Source organism: Reyranella sp. (assembly GCF_030651995.1).
Taxonomy (GTDB): domain Bacteria; phylum Pseudomonadota; class Alphaproteobacteria; order Reyranellales; family Reyranellaceae; genus Reyranella.
The window spans coordinates 20,875-38,260 of record NZ_JAUSBN010000049.1; the positions used below are offsets into that span (position 1 = coordinate 20,875).

At 67.7% G+C, this 17,386-nt stretch carries 15 protein-coding genes; 6 read left to right on the forward strand and 9 right to left on the reverse strand.

Annotated features, from left to right (window positions below; translation table 11 throughout):
- Positions 1-61: 61 nt before the first annotated feature.
- Both Q7V45_RS14555 and Q7V45_RS14560 read right to left on the reverse strand, forming a co-directional pair.
- Entirely contained in the window at positions 62-1,357 is a 1,296-nt protein-coding gene (locus Q7V45_RS14555) for an energy transducer TonB (protein WP_304853284.1), read from the reverse strand.
- Positions 1,358-1,392: 35 nt separating this feature from the next.
- Positions 1,393-1,932 carry an SH3 domain-containing protein gene (locus tag Q7V45_RS14560; protein ID WP_304853286.1) on the reverse strand — a complete coding sequence of 180 codons (540 nt, stop codon included), beginning with the start codon at positions 1,930-1,932 and terminating at the stop codon, positions 1,393-1,395.
- Between the two features lie 161 nt (positions 1,933-2,093).
- On the opposite strand from Q7V45_RS14560, the gene Q7V45_RS14565 reads away from it, so the two are divergent.
- A complete protein-coding gene (locus tag Q7V45_RS14565) occupies positions 2,094-3,089 on the forward strand; it encodes a D-glycerate dehydrogenase (protein ID WP_304853289.1) in 996 nt (331 codons plus the stop codon).
- Positions 3,090-3,189: 100 nt separating this feature from the next.
- Here Q7V45_RS14565 and Q7V45_RS14570 read toward each other — a convergent pair whose 3' ends face one another.
- The 3 genes from Q7V45_RS14570 to Q7V45_RS14580 are packed head-to-tail and all read right to left on the reverse strand — an operon-like array spanning position 3,190 to position 5,902.
- Positions 3,190-4,059: a YihY/virulence factor BrkB family protein gene (locus Q7V45_RS14570; protein ID WP_304853293.1), complete on the reverse strand. Its 870-nt coding sequence runs from the start codon at positions 4,057-4,059 to the stop codon at positions 3,190-3,192.
- Positions 4,060-4,062: 3 nt separating this feature from the next.
- Positions 4,063-5,481 (reverse strand): 1-acyl-sn-glycerol-3-phosphate acyltransferase, encoded by a 1,419-nt coding sequence (locus Q7V45_RS14575; RefSeq protein WP_304853295.1) that lies wholly within the window; start codon positions 5,479-5,481, stop codon positions 4,063-4,065.
- 34 nt (positions 5,482-5,515) lie between these two features.
- Complete coding sequence (locus Q7V45_RS14580; protein ID WP_304853297.1) at positions 5,516-5,902, reverse strand: MAPEG family protein; 387 nt, start codon at positions 5,900-5,902, stop codon at positions 5,516-5,518.
- 80 nt (positions 5,903-5,982) lie between these two features.
- Here Q7V45_RS14580 and msrA point away from each other — a divergent pair, with 80 nt between their 5' ends.
- Positions 5,983-6,645, forward strand: a complete 663-nt coding sequence (msrA, locus tag Q7V45_RS14585) for a peptide-methionine (S)-S-oxide reductase MsrA (RefSeq protein ID WP_304853299.1) — start codon at positions 5,983-5,985, stop codon at positions 6,643-6,645.
- An 84-nt stretch (positions 6,646-6,729) separates the two neighbouring features.
- Here msrA and Q7V45_RS14590 read toward each other — a convergent pair whose 3' ends face one another.
- Positions 6,730-7,479, reverse strand: coding sequence for a M48 family metallopeptidase (locus tag Q7V45_RS14590; protein ID WP_304853301.1), 750 nt, complete (start codon positions 7,477-7,479; stop codon positions 6,730-6,732).
- Between Q7V45_RS14590 and Q7V45_RS14595 the strand changes: the two genes are divergently transcribed.
- Both Q7V45_RS14595 and Q7V45_RS14600 read left to right on the forward strand, forming a co-directional pair.
- Positions 7,478-7,873: a carboxymuconolactone decarboxylase family protein gene (locus Q7V45_RS14595; protein WP_304853303.1), complete on the forward strand. Its 396-nt coding sequence runs from the start codon at positions 7,478-7,480 to the stop codon at positions 7,871-7,873. The genes Q7V45_RS14590 and Q7V45_RS14595 overlap by 2 nt on opposite strands.
- Before the next feature lies 1 nt (position 7,874).
- Entirely contained in the window at positions 7,875-9,071 is a 1,197-nt protein-coding gene (locus Q7V45_RS14600; protein WP_304853305.1) for an aminotransferase class V-fold PLP-dependent enzyme, read from the forward strand.
- 12 nt (positions 9,072-9,083) lie between these two features.
- Here the strand turns inward: Q7V45_RS14600 and Q7V45_RS14605 are convergent, their stop codons facing one another.
- Entirely contained in the window at positions 9,084-10,343 is a 1,260-nt protein-coding gene (locus Q7V45_RS14605) for an FAD-binding oxidoreductase (protein ID WP_304853308.1), read from the reverse strand.
- A 77-nt stretch (positions 10,344-10,420) separates the two neighbouring features.
- Here Q7V45_RS14605 and hslV point away from each other — a divergent pair, with 77 nt between their 5' ends.
- A complete protein-coding gene (hslV, locus tag Q7V45_RS14610) occupies positions 10,421-10,984 on the forward strand; it encodes an ATP-dependent protease subunit HslV (protein WP_304853312.1) in 564 nt (187 codons plus the stop codon).
- Positions 10,985-10,991: 7 nt separating this feature from the next.
- Positions 10,992-12,302 carry an ATP-dependent protease ATPase subunit HslU gene (gene hslU, locus Q7V45_RS14615; RefSeq protein ID WP_304853315.1) on the forward strand — a complete coding sequence of 437 codons (1,311 nt, stop codon included), beginning with the start codon at positions 10,992-10,994 and terminating at the stop codon, positions 12,300-12,302.
- Positions 12,303-12,323: 21 nt separating this feature from the next.
- On the opposite strand, the gene Q7V45_RS14620 is transcribed toward hslU, so the two are convergent.
- Positions 12,324-13,322, reverse strand: a complete 999-nt coding sequence (locus Q7V45_RS14620) for a hypothetical protein (protein WP_304853317.1) — start codon at positions 13,320-13,322, stop codon at positions 12,324-12,326.
- 4 nt (positions 13,323-13,326) lie between these two features.
- Positions 13,327-17,352 (reverse strand): hypothetical protein, encoded by a 4,026-nt coding sequence (locus Q7V45_RS14625; RefSeq protein WP_304853319.1) that lies wholly within the window; start codon positions 17,350-17,352, stop codon positions 13,327-13,329.
- Positions 17,353-17,386: the final 34 nt, after the last annotated feature.

Below are 17,386 nucleotides of genomic sequence, written 5' to 3' on the forward strand. Positions count from 1 at the left end.
CGCAAGTTCTACGGTCGGGCGACGGTCTCGGCCAGCCGGATCGGCAGCGGAGCGGTCACCGTCAGCGCTGCTCGTTGTAGCGGAAGCTGACGGGAAGCTGGAACGTGTGGCGGTCGCCCGTGATGTCGGCGGGTAGCGGCGGATAGGGGCTGGCGCGTCGGATCGTGTCCATCACGCCGGCGTCGAGCGAGGGGAGACCGCTCGATTTCTCCATGACCACGCCGAGCAGCTGTCCCTGGCGCGAAATCGTCACCCGCGTCAGTACCGTGCCTTCCTCTCGGATCGTGCTGGTGTTCTTCGGGACATAGGGGAACTGCGCGATCCTTCGCATCACCTGCCACAGATACTGCTCCTGCGCCCGTCTCTGTCCGTAGTCGTCGGCGGGATTTCGGAAGGCGGGTGACGGCTGAGCGGCCGCCTGCGAGTTCGCGCCGCCCGGCGCCTGCGGCGCCAGCGGGGACGGTCGAAGCTGCTGCTGCGGCGGGGCGGGCGGTGGGGGACGCTGGGCCGGGGCCGGCACGGGAGCAGGGGGTGGCGGACGTTGGGCCGGCGCCGGAGGCGGCGGCGCCGGTCGCGCAGCCTGTTGTTGCGGGGGCGTGGGCGGTGCCGGGCGGGGGACCGGCAGCGGCTTCGGTATGTCCCGCTCGGTCACGGGCGGCGGTGGCGCGTCGAGCGGCGGCAGGGCCTGCTCGAGCGACGGCGGGGGTGGGGGCGGCGGCGGTTCGGGCTTGGCAAGCGCCGGCGGCGGCGGCGGTGGAGGTTCCGGCTGCGCGAGCGCCTGCTGCTGTTGCGGCGGCGGTGGCGGTTCAGGCTGGGCAAGTGCCTGCTGTTGTGGCGGCGGCGGCGGCTCCTCCTTGGCCTCCTGCGGCTTAGGCTCCTCGGGCTTGGATTCCGCCGGCTCGGGTTCCGCCGGCTTGGTTTCCTCTTTCGGGCCTGCCTCCTGCACCGTGTCGGGTGTGGGCATGTCGGTCGCGCGCGGGGACGGTGTCTCGGCACCGGCGACGTCGCGCGGGTTGGTGCTGAGCTCGGCGGGAGGGGGCGGCAGGCCGAGGCGCATCGGCGGTGCCGCGGGCTGCGGCTTGGGCGTCGGCGCGTTGGCGGCGGGTGCGGGCGGCGGCGGGGCAGGTGCGGCGGCTGGCTCCGGCGTCGGCTCGGTCTTCTGTTCTGCGACCGGGGTCATGGCCTCCGGTGCATCCATCGTGATCTCGATGGCATTCTCGTAATGCTCCACCGGACGCAGCGGCGAGATCCAGAACAGCGCCAGTCCCACGCCGACATGCAGCAGCACCGCCAGCGCCACGGCTGAGGGCGGCATGTGCTCGAAGCGGGAGTAGGTGAGACTGACGTCGTGGGTCACGGTGACCCCGTTCTACGGGGCGGCCCGGCGGGCCGCTAGTTGATCGGCTCGGATTTGTAGACGCCCCACATGCCGCTCCGCTCGATCCAGCCGCTCACGCCCGAAACCTTCACCCGGCACCAGTCGCCGGCGCAGGAGCGGATCTCGCCCAGGACTTCGGGCTCGAGCCGGGCCACGACCTCGGCCGATGAGGCCGGCGTCTTGTGCAGGCTGGCGGTTTTTGCGTTGATGATGAAGGAGCGCTTGCCGGTGAGCAGGCTCTGGTGAACCCAGCCGCTCGCCCCCTGCCAGTCGCGGATTTTGCGCCAGTTCTCGTACTCGGCGACGATCTCGACGGGCATGGCCTTGCGCTTGAACACCCAGTCGACCGGATAGCGCGAGCCCGGCCCGGTTCGGACATTGACCTCGTCGGAGCGCAGGGAGGCGAAACGGGGAATGGGCAGGCCGGAGCCCTTGCGCTGGACGTTGGTCGGTTTGTCGGCCGCGAAGGCTGCTTTGCTGCCGGTCTGGGGCAGGGAAAATGCCGCCAGGGCAACGGAGAAGGCGCAAAGCAGGACCGACGATCGAATTCCCATTGCCGCCTATATACCTGAAATCTTCATATCGGGCGACAAGTAGCTGAAAAGGCGCGACTTTCGGGCAGGACGAAAGGCGGGGGCGTTTGCTGGACAAAACGCGCGCGGACTTGGTAATCGGGCTTAGTCCCTGTCTCGAGCCAGCGCCGGTCCCCATTCACATGCCGTCCACCCCCAAGAAAAAGCCGCTGGTGATCGTCACCCGAAAGCTCCCCGACGCCATCGAGACGCGTCTGATGGAGCTTTTCGACACACGCCTGAATGCCGATGACAAGCCGCTGACCGGCCCCCAGCTGGTCGAGGCCGTGAAGGCGGCCGACGTGCTGGTGCCCACGGTGACCGACCGGATCGACGCCCGCGTGCTGTCGCAGGCGGGGCCGAAGCTGAAGCTGATCGCCTCGTTCGGCACCGGCGTCGACCATATCGACCTCGACACCGCCCGCCAGCGCGGCATCACCGTCACCAATACGCCGGGCGTGCTGACGGAAGACACGGCCGACATGGCCATGGCGCTGGTCCTGGCCGCGTCGCGTCGCGTGGGCGAGGGCGAGCGGCTGGTGCGCAGCGGCAAGTGGTCCGGCTGGAGCCCGACCTCGATGCTGGGCGCCCGCCTGCAGGGCAAGCGCCTGGGCATCGTCGGCATGGGCCGCATCGGCCAGGCGCTGGCGCGCCGCGCGCGCGGCTTCGGCCTCGCCATCCACTATCACAACCGCAAGCGCGTTCACGGCGAGATCGAGCGCGAGCTCGAGGCGACCTACTGGGAGAGTCTCGACCAGATGCTGGCGCGCATGGACATCGTGTCCGTGAACTGCCCGCACACGCCGGCGACGTTCCACCTTCTGTCGGCCCGGCGCCTCAAGCTGATGAAGCCGACCTCGATCCTCGTGAACACCGCGCGCGGCGAGGTGATCGACGAGAACGCGATGGTGCGCATGCTGAAGGCGGGCGAAATGGCCAGCGCCGGGCTCGACGTCTACGAGAACGAGCCGCAGGTGAATCCGAAGCTGCTCGAGATGGATCGCGTGGTGCTGCTGCCGCACATGGGCTCGGCCACGCTCGAAGGTCGCATCGAGATGGGCGAGAAGGTCCTGATCAACATCAAGACCTTCGCCGACGGCCACAAGCCGCCGGACCGGGTTTTAGCGACGATGTTTTAATTCTGTCGTCCTGAGCGCAAGCGAAGGACCTAACGGAACGACCAAAGTACTCCTCGGCGGGTGTGAGATCCTTCGCTGCGCTCAGGATGACAAGGGCCGCCTATAAATCCCCCTCGACCATCTCGCGCGCCCGGTTGTCGATCAGCACGTCGCGCGTGGCGCGTCCGACCTGGGCGCCGATCAGGATGGTGAGCGACGTCCAGTACATCCAGACCATGATGGCGGCGAAGCCCGCGGTGGCGCCGAACGCCGAGGTGAGCTGGGTCACCTCGAAATAGAAGACCAGCGCGCGGTTGCCGGCCGCGAAGAGCAGCGCGTTCACCAGGCCGCCGATCAGCGCGTAGCGCCAGGGCACGTTCCCTGTCGGCAGCCACTTGTAGATCAGGGTGAAGAAACTCGAGAGCAGGCCGTAGTGCACGAAGGTCGAGATCGCCGGGCCGATCCAGACGCCGAGGATCGGGAATCTCTCCAGCACGCCGGCATAGGCCGAGACCAGCACGCTGGCCAGGATCACGAGGATCAGAAGCACACCCAGCACGACCATCAGCAGCACGGCGAGCAGTCGCGACTTCAGGCCGGCCAGGACCGGATGGACCGTCGGGCCCTTGTTGCCCCGCCAGATCGCGTCGATCCCGTCGTCCAGTTCCACGAAGACGCGGGTGCCGGTGTAGAGCAGCACGGCGGTGCCGGCGAGGGCGGCGATGCCGCCGCCGCGGAACAGGTCCTCCGAGGCGAAGCGGCGGATGGTGCGCAACTGGTCCTGCGCCACGACGGTGCCCAGCGCATCGAAGATCGCCTCTTGCGCCATGAACCTGCCGACGAACGGCTCGGCGATGGCGATCGTGAAGATCATGATCGGGCCCAGCGCAAACATCGTATAGAACGCCATCGCCGCGGCCGAGGTCGAGAGCCGGTTCGCGAAATAGCCGTAGCCGGCCTCGTAGGCGATACGCCAGAGCGTTTGGATCATGGGTCAGCGCAGATGGGCGATGGCGTTGGCATAATACGCGAGGACCGGCCGCTCGGTTGCCACGACCGAGAAGAGCCCGTCGCCCGTCTCTTCTAGCAGATGGCGCAGCGAGAGCATGCGCAGGCCGACATGGAAGGCATAGTCGCGGTCGCCGCGCGGCAGGTAGAGCTTCGCGCCACGCGCCTCGAAATGCGCGATCAGGTCCGAGGCCCGGACCTTGAGCTCGAGTTCGTCGAGCGGCCCCTCCGCTTCGAGCAGGACCGTGGCCATCAGCGACACCGGCAGGACCGGGACCAGACGGGCGATCTCGTCCATCACGTCGTTCGCCAGCCGGCCGATCACCTCGAAGCGTTGCTCCTTGTCGAGCGTGCGGAGGTCGCCGCCCCTCGGCCCACCATGGGCGGCCAGCCAGCCGCGCGCCGAGATCGGGCCGCCGAAATTCACGCAAGCGTACCCGAAGCGGTGCCATTGCCCGCGCAGCATCAGCCCGAGCTGGCTCGCCCAGAAGGCGAGCGCCGTGCGCACGGCGAACCAGGCGCTGCGTCGGCCCGCCTCGCGGTCGAGGGAACGCAGCAGCGTCCGGTCCTCCAGCACGCGATCGTAGTTCAGCGCCACCGGCACGAACACGATGTCGTGCGTGCCCTTGGGATCGAACGATTTCAGCATGTAGTCGAACAGGCCGAGCTTGGGCTCGCGCAGGCGGCCGTCGCGCGACAGGCCGCCCTCGGGATACATCGCCTGGGCAACCCCGGCCTCGGTCGCCATGTGGACGTAGCGTTCGAGCACCCGCCGGTAGATCGGGCTGTCGGAGTTGCGGCGCACGAAATAGGCGCCCATCGACCGGATGAGCTGCTGCAGCGGCCAGATTCGCGCCCACTCGCCCACCGCGTAGGACAGCGCCGTGCGCTCGGCGGCGAGGAAGGCCACCAGCACGTAATCCATGTTGCTGCGGTGGTTCATCACGAACACTACGGTCGTGTCGGGCGACACGCCGGCCAGCGTGCGTTCGTCGGCGTAGCCCAGGCGCACGCGATAGAGAAACCGCGCGACGGTGCGGGCGATCGAGTAGCCGACCCGGAAATAGATGTAGGCGTTGAAGGTCGGCACGATCTCGCGCGCGTAGCGATGGACTTCCGTCATCGCGACCTCGCGCGGCACGCCCTGGGTGCGCGCGTGTTCGTTGGCGGCGGCCACGACCTGCGGATCGTAGATCAGGCGGTCGATCAGGACCTGCCGCTTGGTGAGCTGGAACGGCTTGATCTCGACGGCGAGGCGGCGGTTGACCCGGTCGATCAGCCGGTTGAGCCGGCGTCGCAGGAACCAGCGGCCGCTCGGGATCAGCAGCCGGTCGAGCAGCGACCACAGCGCGAAGGCCAGGATCGCGACGAATAGCCAGAGCGGAACGGTGACAGGCTCGCCCATTTCCGTCCTTCGCGCCCTTCCCGTGCCGTTCGCGTCAGTATTGTTTCAGGCCGAGGCCGGCGATCGCGAGCAGGATCGAGGCGATGGCCAGCGTGGCCACCGATGCCAGCGTCCCCACCAGGCGACCCTTCGGGATCAGGCCCAGCATGCCGCCGGCATGCAGGACGCGGGCGACCAGCAGCACCACCGACAGGGCCGCGACCGTGCGGAAGCCGTAGAAGTCGCTCGCCATGTAGATCATCAGCAGGGTAAGCGGCGCGAACTCCACCAGGTTGCCGTGCGCCCGCACCGCCGCCTGCATCCCGGCATCGCCGCCGTCCCCCAGGTTGATCCGCTTGCGGCCCCGCATCAGGCCGACATTCAAGGCAAGGGCAACCGCCAGAAGGCCCAACAGCCCGGCGCAGACGTAGAAGACGGGCATTGGCGGCTCCCCTCGATTTGACGGTATTCTATGGCCATATTGGTTGGGGACCAGCACGCGAAAGCAAGAGGAGCCGCGTCATGTGGCGGATTCTGCGCAGGAAGACCGAGATCCCGACGGCCGATCGTGCCCTGCCGGGCCGCCCCGCGCCGGACTTCGAGATCCCGGTGATGCACTACGTCAATGGCAACCGCATTCAGGCGCCATTCCCGGCCGGCCTCGAGCAGGCGATGTTCGGCCTGGGCTGCTTCTGGGGCGCCGAGCGCGTGTTCTGGGAGGCGCCGGGCGTTCATGCGACCGCCGTCGGCTATGCCGCGGGCCTCACGCCCAACCCGACCTACGAGGAAGTCTGCTCCGGCTATACCGGCCACAACGAGGTGGTGAGCGTGTGGTTCGACCCGCAGAAGACCTCCTACGAGGCGCTGCTGCGCCTGTTCTGGGAGAGCCACGACCCGACCCAGGGCATGCGCCAGGGCAACGATGTCGGCACGCAGTATCGCTCGGGCCTCTACACCTTCTCGGAGGCGCAGAAGACGAAGGCCCTGGCGTCGCGCGCCGTCTTCCAGAAGGAGCTGGCCCGCAAGGGCTACGGCACGATCACGACCGAAATCATTGACGCGCCGACGTTCTTCTACGCCGAGGATTATCATCAGCAGTATCTCGCCAAGAACCCCGGCGGCTATTGCGGCCTGGGCGGCACCGGCGTGGCCTGCCCGATCGGGCTGGGCGTGGCGGCGGAATGACTGGGGCAAGGGGGTCTTTCCCCTCCCGCGTTGCCGGACGCGCGTGACCGGATCGTCGAAGGCGCGCGCCCTGTGCGGCTACGGCTAGGAGCCGTACTGCAGCAGTGTCTCGCCGTTCCTCTTCAGCCAGGCCTGCGGACCCTCGATCGGCCCGTCGCAGAGGGCGCGCGCCAGGGCCCAGAACCGGGGGCCGTGGTTCAGATGGACCAGGTGCGCCGTCTCGTGCGCAGCCAGGTAGTCGACTACGTCGGGCGGCGCGAACACCAGCCGCCACGAAAAGGAGAGGGCCGCATCCGGGCCGCAGCTGCCCCAGCGCGAACGCGTGTCCCGCACCGAGATGCGCTTCACCTGCCGGTCGGCGCGCGCGGCCTTGGCGTGGACCTTCGGCACCAGCTCCTTCTTGAGTTCTCCGACCAGCCAGTCCTTGACCCGCCGCGACAGGTGTTCGGGCCGGCCGGCGACATGGATCTCGCTGCCGTCGCGCCAGACGGTGCCGCGGAGGTCGGGCTGGTGGCGCAGTCGATGTGGCACGCCGAACAGCGGGATCTCCGCGCCATCGACGAACGGCCGCCGCGCCGGCAGGCGCTCGAGCCGGGCGGCAATCCAGCCGGCCTGCGTTTCGGCGAATCCCACGGCCGTGCCGCGCGCCATGCGCAGCGGCGCCGTCAGCACGATGCGCCGGTTGGCCGGATCGACCCGCAGGGACGCGCGCCGCGCGCGGGCGTTGCGCACGAAGGTGACGCAAAGCGTGTCGCCGGCATGAGCAATGGTCAGTTGCTCAGGCTCGGGCGTCGCTCTAGGCAGGAAACGGCTGAACCAGGAGGAAGACGACATGTCCGAACAACAGGCTCACAAGACGCTCAGCGACGCAGGACGAAAGGTCCTGTCCGAGATTCTGGGTGAATCCTATCTCGCCAAGCGCGACGCGACCAACAACGATTTCTGGGGGCCGGTCCGCGCCTTCTCCGAGGAATTCGCCTACGCCTCGCTGTGGACGCGCGACGGGCTCGACCGCAAGCAGCGCAGCATGATCACGGTGGCCATGCTGTGCGCGCTGAACCGCCCGCACGAGCTTAAGATCCATCTGGTCGGCGCGCTGAACAACGGCTGCTCCAAGACCGAGCTGCGCGAGATTTTCACCCACGCCATCGCCTATTGCGGCTTTCCGGCCGCCATCGATGCGCTGCGCGTCGCCGAGGAAGTCTTGAAGGAACAGGGAAAGTTCTGAGATGGCTCTCGACATAGCCCCTCTTGACGTCGATCGCCTCCGCGCGGAGACGCCGGGCTGCGCCCACGTCCTGCATCTCAACGCGGCCGGCTCGTCGCTGCCCAGCCGCCGCACCCTCGACGCCACCCTCGACCATCTGCGGCTCGAGGCCGAGATCGGCGGCTACGAGGCGGCCGACCGGGCGTGCCCGGTGCTCGACGGCTTCTATCCGTCGATCGCCACGCTGATCGGCGCCGAGCCCGGGGAGATCGCCTATGTCGAGAACGCCACGCGCGCCTGGGACCTCGCCTTCTACTCGCTCGACTTCAAGCCGGGCGACCGCATCCTGACCTGCGTCAGCGAATATTCGTCGAACTACATCTCCTACCTGCAGGTGGCGAAGAAGACCGGCGCGGAGATCGTGGTCGTACCCGACGACAAGCATGGCCAGATCGACCTCGCCGCCCTCGAACGCGCCATCGACAAGCGCACGAAGCTGGTTTCGATCTCGCACATTCCGACCCAGGGCGGCCTGGTCCAGCCGGCCGAGGCGGTCGGCAAGATCGTGAACGATGCCGGCATCCTCTACCTGCTCGACGCCTGCCAGTCGGTCGGCATGATGCCAATCGACGTGAAGAAGCTCGGCTGCGACTTCCTGTCGGCCACCGGGCGCAAGTACATGCGCGGGCCGCGCGGCACGGGCTTCCTCTACGCCCGCACGCGCAGCACCTCGCACATCGAGCCGATCTTCCTCGACAATCACGCCGCGCGCTGGACCGGCGACAACGACTACACGGTGATGGGCGACGCCAAGCGCTTCGAGAACTGGGAGCGCTACTTCGCGGGCGTCATCGGGCTCAAGGTCGCCGCCGACCAGGCCAACGAACTCGGCATGCCTTCCATCTGGGCGCGCCTGCGCCACCTGGCCGACGGCCTGCGCGAGCGGCTGAAGGCGGTGCCGGGCGTGACCCTGGCCGATCTCGGCGTGACCAAGGGCGCCATCGTCACCTTCTCCGTCGCCGGCAGGGAGCATGGGGCGCTGAAGCAGCAGCTTCGCGACCAGGGGATCAACGTCTCGGTCTCGACGCAGTTCTCGTCCCGCCTCGACCTCAAGGGACGCGGCCTGAAGGACGTGATGCGCGCCTCGGTGCACATCTACAACACCGACGAGGAACTCGACCGCTTCGTGGCCGCCCTTGATGCGGCGATCCGCGGTTAGACCAGGCTCTCGTCAGCCGAACCGTCCAGGATCGCAGGCCTGAAGGGCGCTGGGCAGCTGCTCGCCTTCCATCAGGCGCGCGATCAGGCGGCCCGTCGCGGTGGCCAATGTCAGGCCGAGATGCTGGTGGCCGTAGCCGCAATAGACGTTGGCGAGACGCGGCGCGCGGCCGATGGCGGGGCGATAGTCAGGCAAGGTGGGACGCTCGCCGATCCAGCGGCTCTGCTCGACGCCGCCGACGCCGGGGAAGATGTCCTTGAGGTGCTTCTTCAGGAGATCGGCGCGATGCCAGGACGGCGGCTGGTGCGGTGCGGCCAGCTCGACCGTGCCGGCGATGCGCAGCCCCTCGCTCATCGGCGTGAAGAACAGGCCGCGGTCGGGCGGGCTGACCGGCAGGTCGAAGCGCACATTGTCCGGCGCCACCATCACGTGATAGCCGCGCTCGGCGACCAGCGGCGCGTTGAATCCAAGAAGACGCGTCAGCTCGCCCGAGGCGCGTCCGGCCGAGATCATCACGGCGCTCGCCGGCAGTTCGGAGTCGGTGAGCTGCACCGCCGTCACGCGGTCGCCGTCGCGCCGGAAGCCGCGCACGCGGCCGCGCACGACCATGCCGCCCTCGGCGGTGAACCGCTCGACCAGGGTCGTGACCACCTTGTGCGGATTGATGGTGTGGGAGGCGTTCGGATAGTGGATGCCGCGCACGATGGTCGGGCTGAGGCCCGGCGCCAGCTCGCGCGCCCGGTTGCCGTCGACGATCTCGAACTCCGTGCCCTTGCCCGACTGCAGCCCGCGCATCTCGTCGGTGCCCTGGAACGAGGCCTCGCTCTCATAGACGTAGAGCGCGCCACGGGTGCGGAACAGCTCGCCGAGGCCCGAGGCCTGGATCTCGGCCTTCCAGGCGATGTCGGCTTCGAGCATCAACGACCTGAACATGTCCTTGCCCTTCTGGACCTCGGTCCGGCTCATCGCCGCCAGGGCGAAGCGGGCCATCCAGGGCAGCAGCCAGGGCAGGCTGGGCGGATGCAGCGTGAGCGGACCGTTCCGGTCCATCAGCATCTGCGGGACCTTCTTCAGGGTGGCCGGCCGCGCCAGCGGGATCAGGCTGTCGACCGACAGGAAGCCGGCATTGCCGAACGAGGTCGCGTTGCCGGGCTCGGCGCTGTCGAGCAGGGTCACGGTGTGGCCGTTGCGCTGCAGGGCGCGGGCCGTGGCGGCGCCGACGATTCCGGCACCGATGACGACGACGGGGCCGTTCTGGACTGATTCACTCATGGACGGACGTTAGCACGACGCCTGCGCCAGCCCGAGGTCGCGATTGATTTGTCCCTGTGAATCCCTATTTAGGGCGCATGTCTTCCGCACAATCAGACAGTTCCTCCGGTCCGGGCTGGCATGCCACGACCATCCTCTCGGTTCGCAAGGACGGCCAGGTCGTGATGGCCGGCGACGGCCAGGTGTCGATGGGTCAGACCATCGTCAAGGGCAACGCCAAGAAGGTCCGCCGGATCGGCAACGGCCAGATCATCGCGGGCTTCGCTGGCGCCACGGCCGACGCCTTCACGCTCTTCGAACGACTCGAGGCCAAGCTGGAGCGCCATCCCGGGCAGCTCCTGCGCGCGGCGATCGAACTGGCCAAGGACTGGCGCACCGACCGCTACCTGCGGAAGCTCGAGGCGCTGATGGCGGTGGCCGACAAGGATGTGTCGCTGCTGCTGTCCGGCACGGGCGACGTGCTGGAGCCCGAGGGCGGCATCATCGCCATCGGGTCGGGCGGCAACTATGCGCTCTCGGCCGCGCGCGCGCTGATCGACATGGACGGGCTCGATGCCGAGGCGATCGCCCGCAAGTCGATGAAGATCGCCGCCGACATCTGCGTCTACACCAACCACAACATCGTCATCGAGAAGCTCTGACATCGCCATGAGTAACGACTTTTCCCCGCGCGAGATCGTCTCCGAGCTCGACAAGCACATCATCGGCCAGCAGGAGGCCAAGCGCGCCGTCGCCATTGCGCTGCGCAACCGCTGGCGCCGCCTGCAGCTCTCGGACTCTTTGCGCGACGAGGTGCTGCCCAAGAACATCCTGATGATCGGCCCGACCGGCGTCGGCAAGACCGAGATCGCGCGCCGCCTGGCCAAGCTCACCAACGCGCCGTTCCTCAAGGTCGAGGCGACCAAGTTCACCGAGGTCGGCTATGTCGGCCGCGACGTCGAGCAGATCGCCCGCGACCTGATGGAAGCCGCCATCGAGATGGCGCGCGAGAGCCTGCGCAAGGACGTGAAGGCCAAGGCCGAGCTGGCGGCCGAGGACCGCGTGGTCGAGGCGCTGTGCGGCGCCAGTGCCAGCGAGGAGACCAAGCTGCGGTTCCGCCACAAGCTGCGCGCCGGCGAACTGGACGATCGCGAGATCGAGATCGAGGTCGCCGATTCGGGCGGACCGATGCAGTTCGAGGTGCCGGGCCAGCCCGGCGCCTCGGTCGGCATGATCAACATCGGCGACATGCTGGGCAAGGCGTTCGGCGGCCGCACGAAGAAGCGCAAGATGACCGTGGCCGAGAGCCACCAGACGCTGCTGCGCGAGGAGAGCGACAAGCTGCTCGACCAGGAGCGGGTCGTGCGCGAGGCGCGCGACATGGTCGAGCAGAACGGCATCGTGTTCATCGACGAGATCGACAAGATCACCGCGCGCAGCGAATACCGCGGCGGCGGCGACGTCAGCCGCGAGGGCGTGCAGCGCGACCTGCTGCCGCTGATCGAGGGCACGACGGTGAACACCAAGCACGGGCCGGTGAAGACCGACCACGTCCTGTTCATCTGCTCGGGCGCCTTCCACCTCGCCAAGCCGTCCGACATGCTGCCGGAGCTGCAGGGCCGCCTGCCGATCCGCGTCAGCCTGGCCTCGCTCAGCCAGGAGGATTTCCGCCGCATCCTGACCGAGCCCGAAGCCAGCCTGGTCAAGCAGTACAAGGCATTGCTGGCGACCGAGAAGGTCGAGCTCGACTTCACGTCCGATGCGATCGACGAGCTGGCGCGGCTGTCGGCCGACATCAACGAGACGGTCGAGAACATCGGCGCCCGCCGGCTGCACACGGTGATGGAGAAGCTGCTGGAAGAGATCAGCTTCACCGCCTCCGACAAGCCGAACACCAAGATCGAGATCGACGCGGCCTATGTCCGCACGCATGTCAGCGAGCTGGCCAAGAACGCCGACCTCTCGAAGTTCGTGCTGTGACGTCTCGGGCCGGCGTCGTGTCTACGCCGGCTTGAGCGTTGCGGTTATGACCCAGCGAGAAGCCTTGCTGTCGGTCACCGTCTCCTTGAGTTTGGGAATATTGATGCCCATGGAGTAGCCGCCGGTCACGCCGTCCAGCGTCGGCGGCGCCACGCTTCCGTCGTTCGCCATGCCCAGCGACGTAATCGGCTGGTCCCCCCAGCTCCAGAAAGCCAGCCTGGTGCCGTCGTTTCCGACGACAGGCACGATGTGTCGACCGATCTTGGGGGAGCTCGAAATGAAGTTGAGGCCATCGACGAAATAGGACATGGGCGCGACGAGCAGGATGTCCTGTTCCGAGGATGGCGCGATCAGCGCCTGCACGTCGGCATCCGTGTCGGAAGGGTTGATCTTGGTCGGCGTCACCGATGAGTAGAGGCCGCTGGCCAGCATCAGGTTCTTGGTGGGCGTGAGGTCGTCGATGGGTGGGGCGGCCCTCGAATCGTCGATCGGGCCGTCGAATTCGATGAAGCCGTTCATCTCGCGGCTGCAAAGCCCTGCCATCAGCATGAAATCGACGGGCTGCGCGTAGTGGGCCTTGCCGTTGGGCGGCTTCTTGCTCAACTCCCGACGCAGATATCGCGCGACATCGAAGTCGCGCAGGTCGGAGGAGACTTCGCCGGTGATCCTGCCGAGACCGATTTTGCCGGTATTGTAGAGTTTGAGCGCGTAGTCGACGACGTCGGACGGGGCGCGTCGCATCAGGCACATCAGTACGGATGCGTAGGTGCACCAGGGGTAGCCGCTCTGGGCCAGCTTGTACGGCGCTTCGACAAGCACTTTCAGGCGTGCGGCGAAGGCGTCGGGTTCCATGTGCCATTCCTTCTTCGCCGACGGCGACTGGAGCCAGGCGTCGATTGTATCGATCGCGCTGGACCTGCTTCCGCTTTCCAGAAGACGCCTCCTCCGTGCCTCCAGCGTTTCTGCGGGCACCTGGCCGGGAAGGTTCAGCAGGGCGATGATCACGTGCATCGTCGTCATGGCGCTACACTCCCGGCTTCGGCGTGATGGGCCGCACGATGGCGGGCGGACGCTTCAGCTTCACGGCAGGGGGAAGGGCCGCCATCAGTGTGGCCCGCTTCTTCAGGCCGCGGTCGACGATCGCCTTCTTCTGCGCCGCCACCATCTTCAGCCGATCCTTCTTCGGAGGAAGGGCGAACTTGCCGGCGATTTTCTGGGGCGTCAGATCGCGAATGTTGCGCGGGTTCTTCCGCGGCAGGCGGCTTTCCCCCGGTTTCGGCTTGGCCGGTCGCGCGGCTGCGCCTTCGACGAAGAACGCGCAGGATGCTTCGACACGTTGCCCTCCAGCGGGCGTGATCGACACGATCAGCGTGTTGATACCCTCTTCGAGCCCGGCGCCGGGGACCGTGCAGGACAGAACGATGCCGAGCGGGGAGAGTACTGTGAGCCGGTCGATCTGGGTCACGGTGATTGGCGAGCCGAAGCGCCGTTCGCCGCGCCGTGCTGGCGGCATCGGCGACTTGGCCTGCTTCGGCGCGGCCGACCGTAAACGCGCCGCTCCCGGGCCGGCCGCAGCAAGAGCGGCCAGCCGGTTGACGCGAACCGTGGCCAGGGCGTCGGCCCCGGACGTGGTGAGCGGAAACTTGTCGTTCTTGCGCGACTGGCCCTTCACCAAGCTCGCGTCAAGCGCACGCAGTCCGCCACGCGGCGTGCCCTTCGCGCCGACCTTGTCCAGCTTCGACGCCGCCCAGTGCGGGCGCAGTGCCAGGTCTGCGCGCGGATCGAACCGGTTTGCCTTGCTGGCGACGTTGGAAGTGGCCTCCGGCGCCGGTCCCAGTTCGGCAACGGAGAAGGACGTCAGCGGCAGCTCCCGGCCATTGAGGAAGACGTGGACCGAATCGGGGCGGTCGTCCTCGTCCAGCACGGCCTCGCGCGACAGGCCCTGGACTTCGATCCGAATGCGCACCTCGCCATTGGCCGCTGCACCGGGCGTCGGCGAGAGGATCCGGACGCCGCGCGGCGCCGCCTCGAGAGCCGTCCGTTGTCGCCTGAGACGCTCGCTCTCTGCGCCGACATGCGCCCGCTCGGCTTCCACTTCCTGAAGCCGAACTTCCTTGGTGAAGGCCGAGGACAGCGACCGGGCGGCATCGCGGACGGCATCCTCGAAGGCGTCGAGGTCGCGCACCGCTCGTCGCAGACCATCGACGATGGCTTCCACGGGAACGTCGACGCGGCCCAAGGAGATACGGTAGCGCACGCCCAGAAGATCAACGTCGAAGGCGACTCGAATGTGCGGATCCCGGCCGAGATTGTCGTAGATCGCGTCGGTAAGCCGGTTGATCACCAGGTTGCCGATCTGCTGTGCAAGATCGCGATCGGGATCGAGTTCGCGGACGTCGTCCATGATCGAGTCGACTTCTTCCGCCAGTCCGCCCACGATATCGAGTACGCCGTCGATTACGTCGTTGTCGAGCGCTTGCTCGACGGCATCGCGCGCCATGCCCCGCATGGCGCGCCTCAAGTCGGGTGGTGCGAGCGTGCGATAGACGTGATTGTCGCTCAGCACCGCGAGTGCCTGGTCGACGATTTCGGCCGCCAGCTTTGACTTGAACTTGCGGCGCCCCGAGCGTGTCGCCAGCGGTGTAAGCGCGCCCAGCAGGCTTTCGGCCGCTTGGTCGAACTGTTCGGCGACCTCCCGGGCGAGCCGCTCGATATCGGCGAGGAGCTGGCCGAGTTGCCGTTGCATGCCTTCGAGCGCCTGCTGCGCATCGTCGACCCATTGCTCCACCTGGCGTTGCGCGGTCTCCAGCACTTCTGCCAGCTCTTCCAGGATCTTGGTGCCGATCAGTTCGATCAACTTCGCGACGAATTGCAGGAAGCGTTCGCCGCCGATCGCCGCCAGCTCGGCCGCCAACGCCATCATGGCGTCGTTGTTGGGGATGAAGGCGCCGTCGCCGAGTTCCTGCAGGAAGCCGGCGCCGGCCGTGCTCGGCAGAGGATCGATGACCTCGTACATCAAGGACCGGATCTTCGACCTTTGGGCCTCGTCGAGCGGCCCCAAGACATCGGCGCCGATGCGCAACGCGTCGGCTGTCAGTTCGGCGATCTCGCTCACCGGCACCGGCAGATTGGCGGCCTTCGACAGTTGCTTCACGATGCCGTTCGGAGCGTCGACGCTATCGGCGAGGCCGTTGAGGATGCCGTGCATCTGCGCCTGCGCCGTGGCCAGCATGATATCGGTCGTGACGACGAGGCTGCGGCCGACCAGCTTCATCAGCACGCCGGAGAGGGCCTCCTTCAGCGCTTCGTGGTCGGCGCCGCGCCGCGACCAGTCGAGGACGACGCCGAACACCGTTTCCAGCGTAAAGTCGGCCGTCGGCAGGAAGACTTCGTCGAAATAGCTTCTGAGGTCGGGACGCGATGCCAGCCGATTGCGCAGGACCGGCGCCAGCTCGTCGTGGATATGCTCGGACATGAACGTCCGCAGCCCGTCGGCGATTGCCGCGAGGGTTGCCTGCGCATCGGGCTGACCGGAGCCGCTGGCGATGACGCTGCCGATGTTGCGCAGGATCGTGCGTCCGACATCGTTGGCCGCGGACCCGAGCGGGCCGGTCATGGCCGTCAGGAAGCGATCCACTCCGGGCTGGTGCTGCCGCAGGAAGTCGAGCGCGGCGTCGGCGGCGAGGAATTCGACGATGTGATCGAGCTTGAGCGCGCCGGCGGCGGGCGGCGACGGCAGCGAGCTGCGAATGTGATCGCGCACCAGCGTCGGCGGCTGTGTCGTCAGGTTGCCGGAGAAGGCGGCTTTGGCCTGTCGCGGCGGCTGGCCGATGACGCTCAGGCGGGCATCGGCGCGGACCACCCGGCGATTGGCAACCAGTGCGAGCTGCGCCGCCGACCACAGGACGGAGATCAAGCGCTGCGTCTGGGCGTCGACCGTGCCGCCCAGCGCGGCGGCAGTCAGGTCGACCAGACGGGCGACCAGGGTGTTCCAGTAGGTTTCGTTTGCAGGCGTGCCCTCGAACGGTTCTGCGGGAAATGCCTGCAGGTGGCTCGCGAGGGAGCGCCGCGCCGACAGGGTCCGATCCCACTGGGTCTGCGAGAGGGTCGCCACCCAGGTTCGGAGCGTGGCTTCAAGCGCCAAGAAGCCGGCGTCCGTCAGGCCTTTCAGCAGGAAGCGCTGACCTTCCTCCAGGGCGACCTGGGCGCAACGCAGGGCGACATCCTGAGCGCCCGATGCCGTTGCCGCGGGCGCATTCAGGGCAAGGTACTCACCCAGCTCGTAGGAGGTACGGAGCACCGTCTTGAAGAGGGGTCGGGCTGCGTCGAGCAATATCCGCGGCGCAACGCTGTCGGAGGGCAGGTTGTCCTTGAGTTCGTCGCATGCCTTTTCGACCAGAACGTCGACCGAGCGGGCGACGAACCGGCTGAAGTCGTCGATCTCCATTGCGGCGAACACGCGGAAGCCGGCGCCGGCCTTCAGCCCGACACCTGCCCCGGCCACGATGTTGAAGCCGGGTTTGAGGTTCTTCGTGGGCTGGGCGATGGCGGTGCCGGTGACGACCAGCTGCGCATAGGCCTGCGCGGTCAGGGCGGCCTTGGCGTAGACGCCGGCCTTGATGTTGACTTCCGACAGGAACACCCGCAGCAGCTCTATCGGCAGACCGCGCATCTGCTGGTCCCGTTCGGCCAGCTCCAGGAAGTCGCCGATCTTCAGGCCGAGGCCGACCTGAACCGCGGCCGCCAGTTCGGCGATCGCCTGCAGGCGGACGGCGAAGCCGATCTCGCCGAACAGGTTCATCGGCACTTGGATCTGGGCCGCCACCGACGCGGCCGCGCTCGCCTGGCCCGACAGTTCGGCACTCAGGAATTTGCCGACTCCGGCATCGACGTTGGCGAGCGCGGAGATGCCGAGGTCGAAATTGATGCCACGCGCGATCTGCGCGCCCGCGGCGATGGTGACCTGGGCATTGCCGCCGGCCTGCGCCCAATCGGTGGCGACCGTGCCGCCCGCGGCAAACACGTCCTGGTCCAGTCGTACTGTCGGCATCGTTCGCGCTCCCCCGCCCGCGGCACCAGCGTCG

Coding starts and splice junctions, on each gene's coding strand:
- Q7V45_RS14580 (WP_304853297.1), bottom strand. CDS start 5,902: ATGCCCGTCTTCTACGTCTGCGCCGGGCTGTTGGGCCTTCTGGCGGTT.
- msrA (WP_304853299.1), top strand. CDS start 5,983: ATGTGGCGGATTCTGCGCAGGAAGACCGAGATCCCGACGGCCGATCGT.
- Q7V45_RS14620 (WP_304853317.1), bottom strand. CDS start 13,322: ATGACGACGATGCACGTGATCATCGCCCTGCTGAACCTTCCCGGCCAG.
- hslU (WP_304853315.1), top strand. CDS start 10,992: ATGAGTAACGACTTTTCCCCGCGCGAGATCGTCTCCGAGCTCGACAAG.
- Q7V45_RS14565 (WP_304853289.1), top strand. CDS start 2,094: ATGCCGTCCACCCCCAAGAAAAAGCCGCTGGTGATCGTCACCCGAAAG.
- Q7V45_RS14560 (WP_304853286.1), bottom strand. CDS start 1,932: ATGGGAATTCGATCGTCGGTCCTGCTTTGCGCCTTCTCCGTTGCCCTG.
- Q7V45_RS14600 (WP_304853305.1), top strand. CDS start 7,875: ATGGCTCTCGACATAGCCCCTCTTGACGTCGATCGCCTCCGCGCGGAG.
- hslV (WP_304853312.1), top strand. CDS start 10,421: ATGTCTTCCGCACAATCAGACAGTTCCTCCGGTCCGGGCTGGCATGCC.
- Q7V45_RS14575 (WP_304853295.1), bottom strand. CDS start 5,481: ATGGGCGAGCCTGTCACCGTTCCGCTCTGGCTATTCGTCGCGATCCTG.
- Q7V45_RS14605 (WP_304853308.1), bottom strand. CDS start 10,343: ATGAGTGAATCAGTCCAGAACGGCCCCGTCGTCGTCATCGGTGCCGGA.
- Q7V45_RS14625 (WP_304853319.1), bottom strand. CDS start 17,352: ATGCCGACAGTACGACTGGACCAGGACGTGTTTGCCGCGGGCGGCACG.
- Q7V45_RS14595 (WP_304853303.1), top strand. CDS start 7,478: ATGTCCGAACAACAGGCTCACAAGACGCTCAGCGACGCAGGACGAAAG.
- Q7V45_RS14570 (WP_304853293.1), bottom strand. CDS start 4,059: ATGATCCAAACGCTCTGGCGTATCGCCTACGAGGCCGGCTACGGCTAT.
- Q7V45_RS14590 (WP_304853301.1), bottom strand. CDS start 7,479: ATGTCGTCTTCCTCCTGGTTCAGCCGTTTCCTGCCTAGAGCGACGCCC.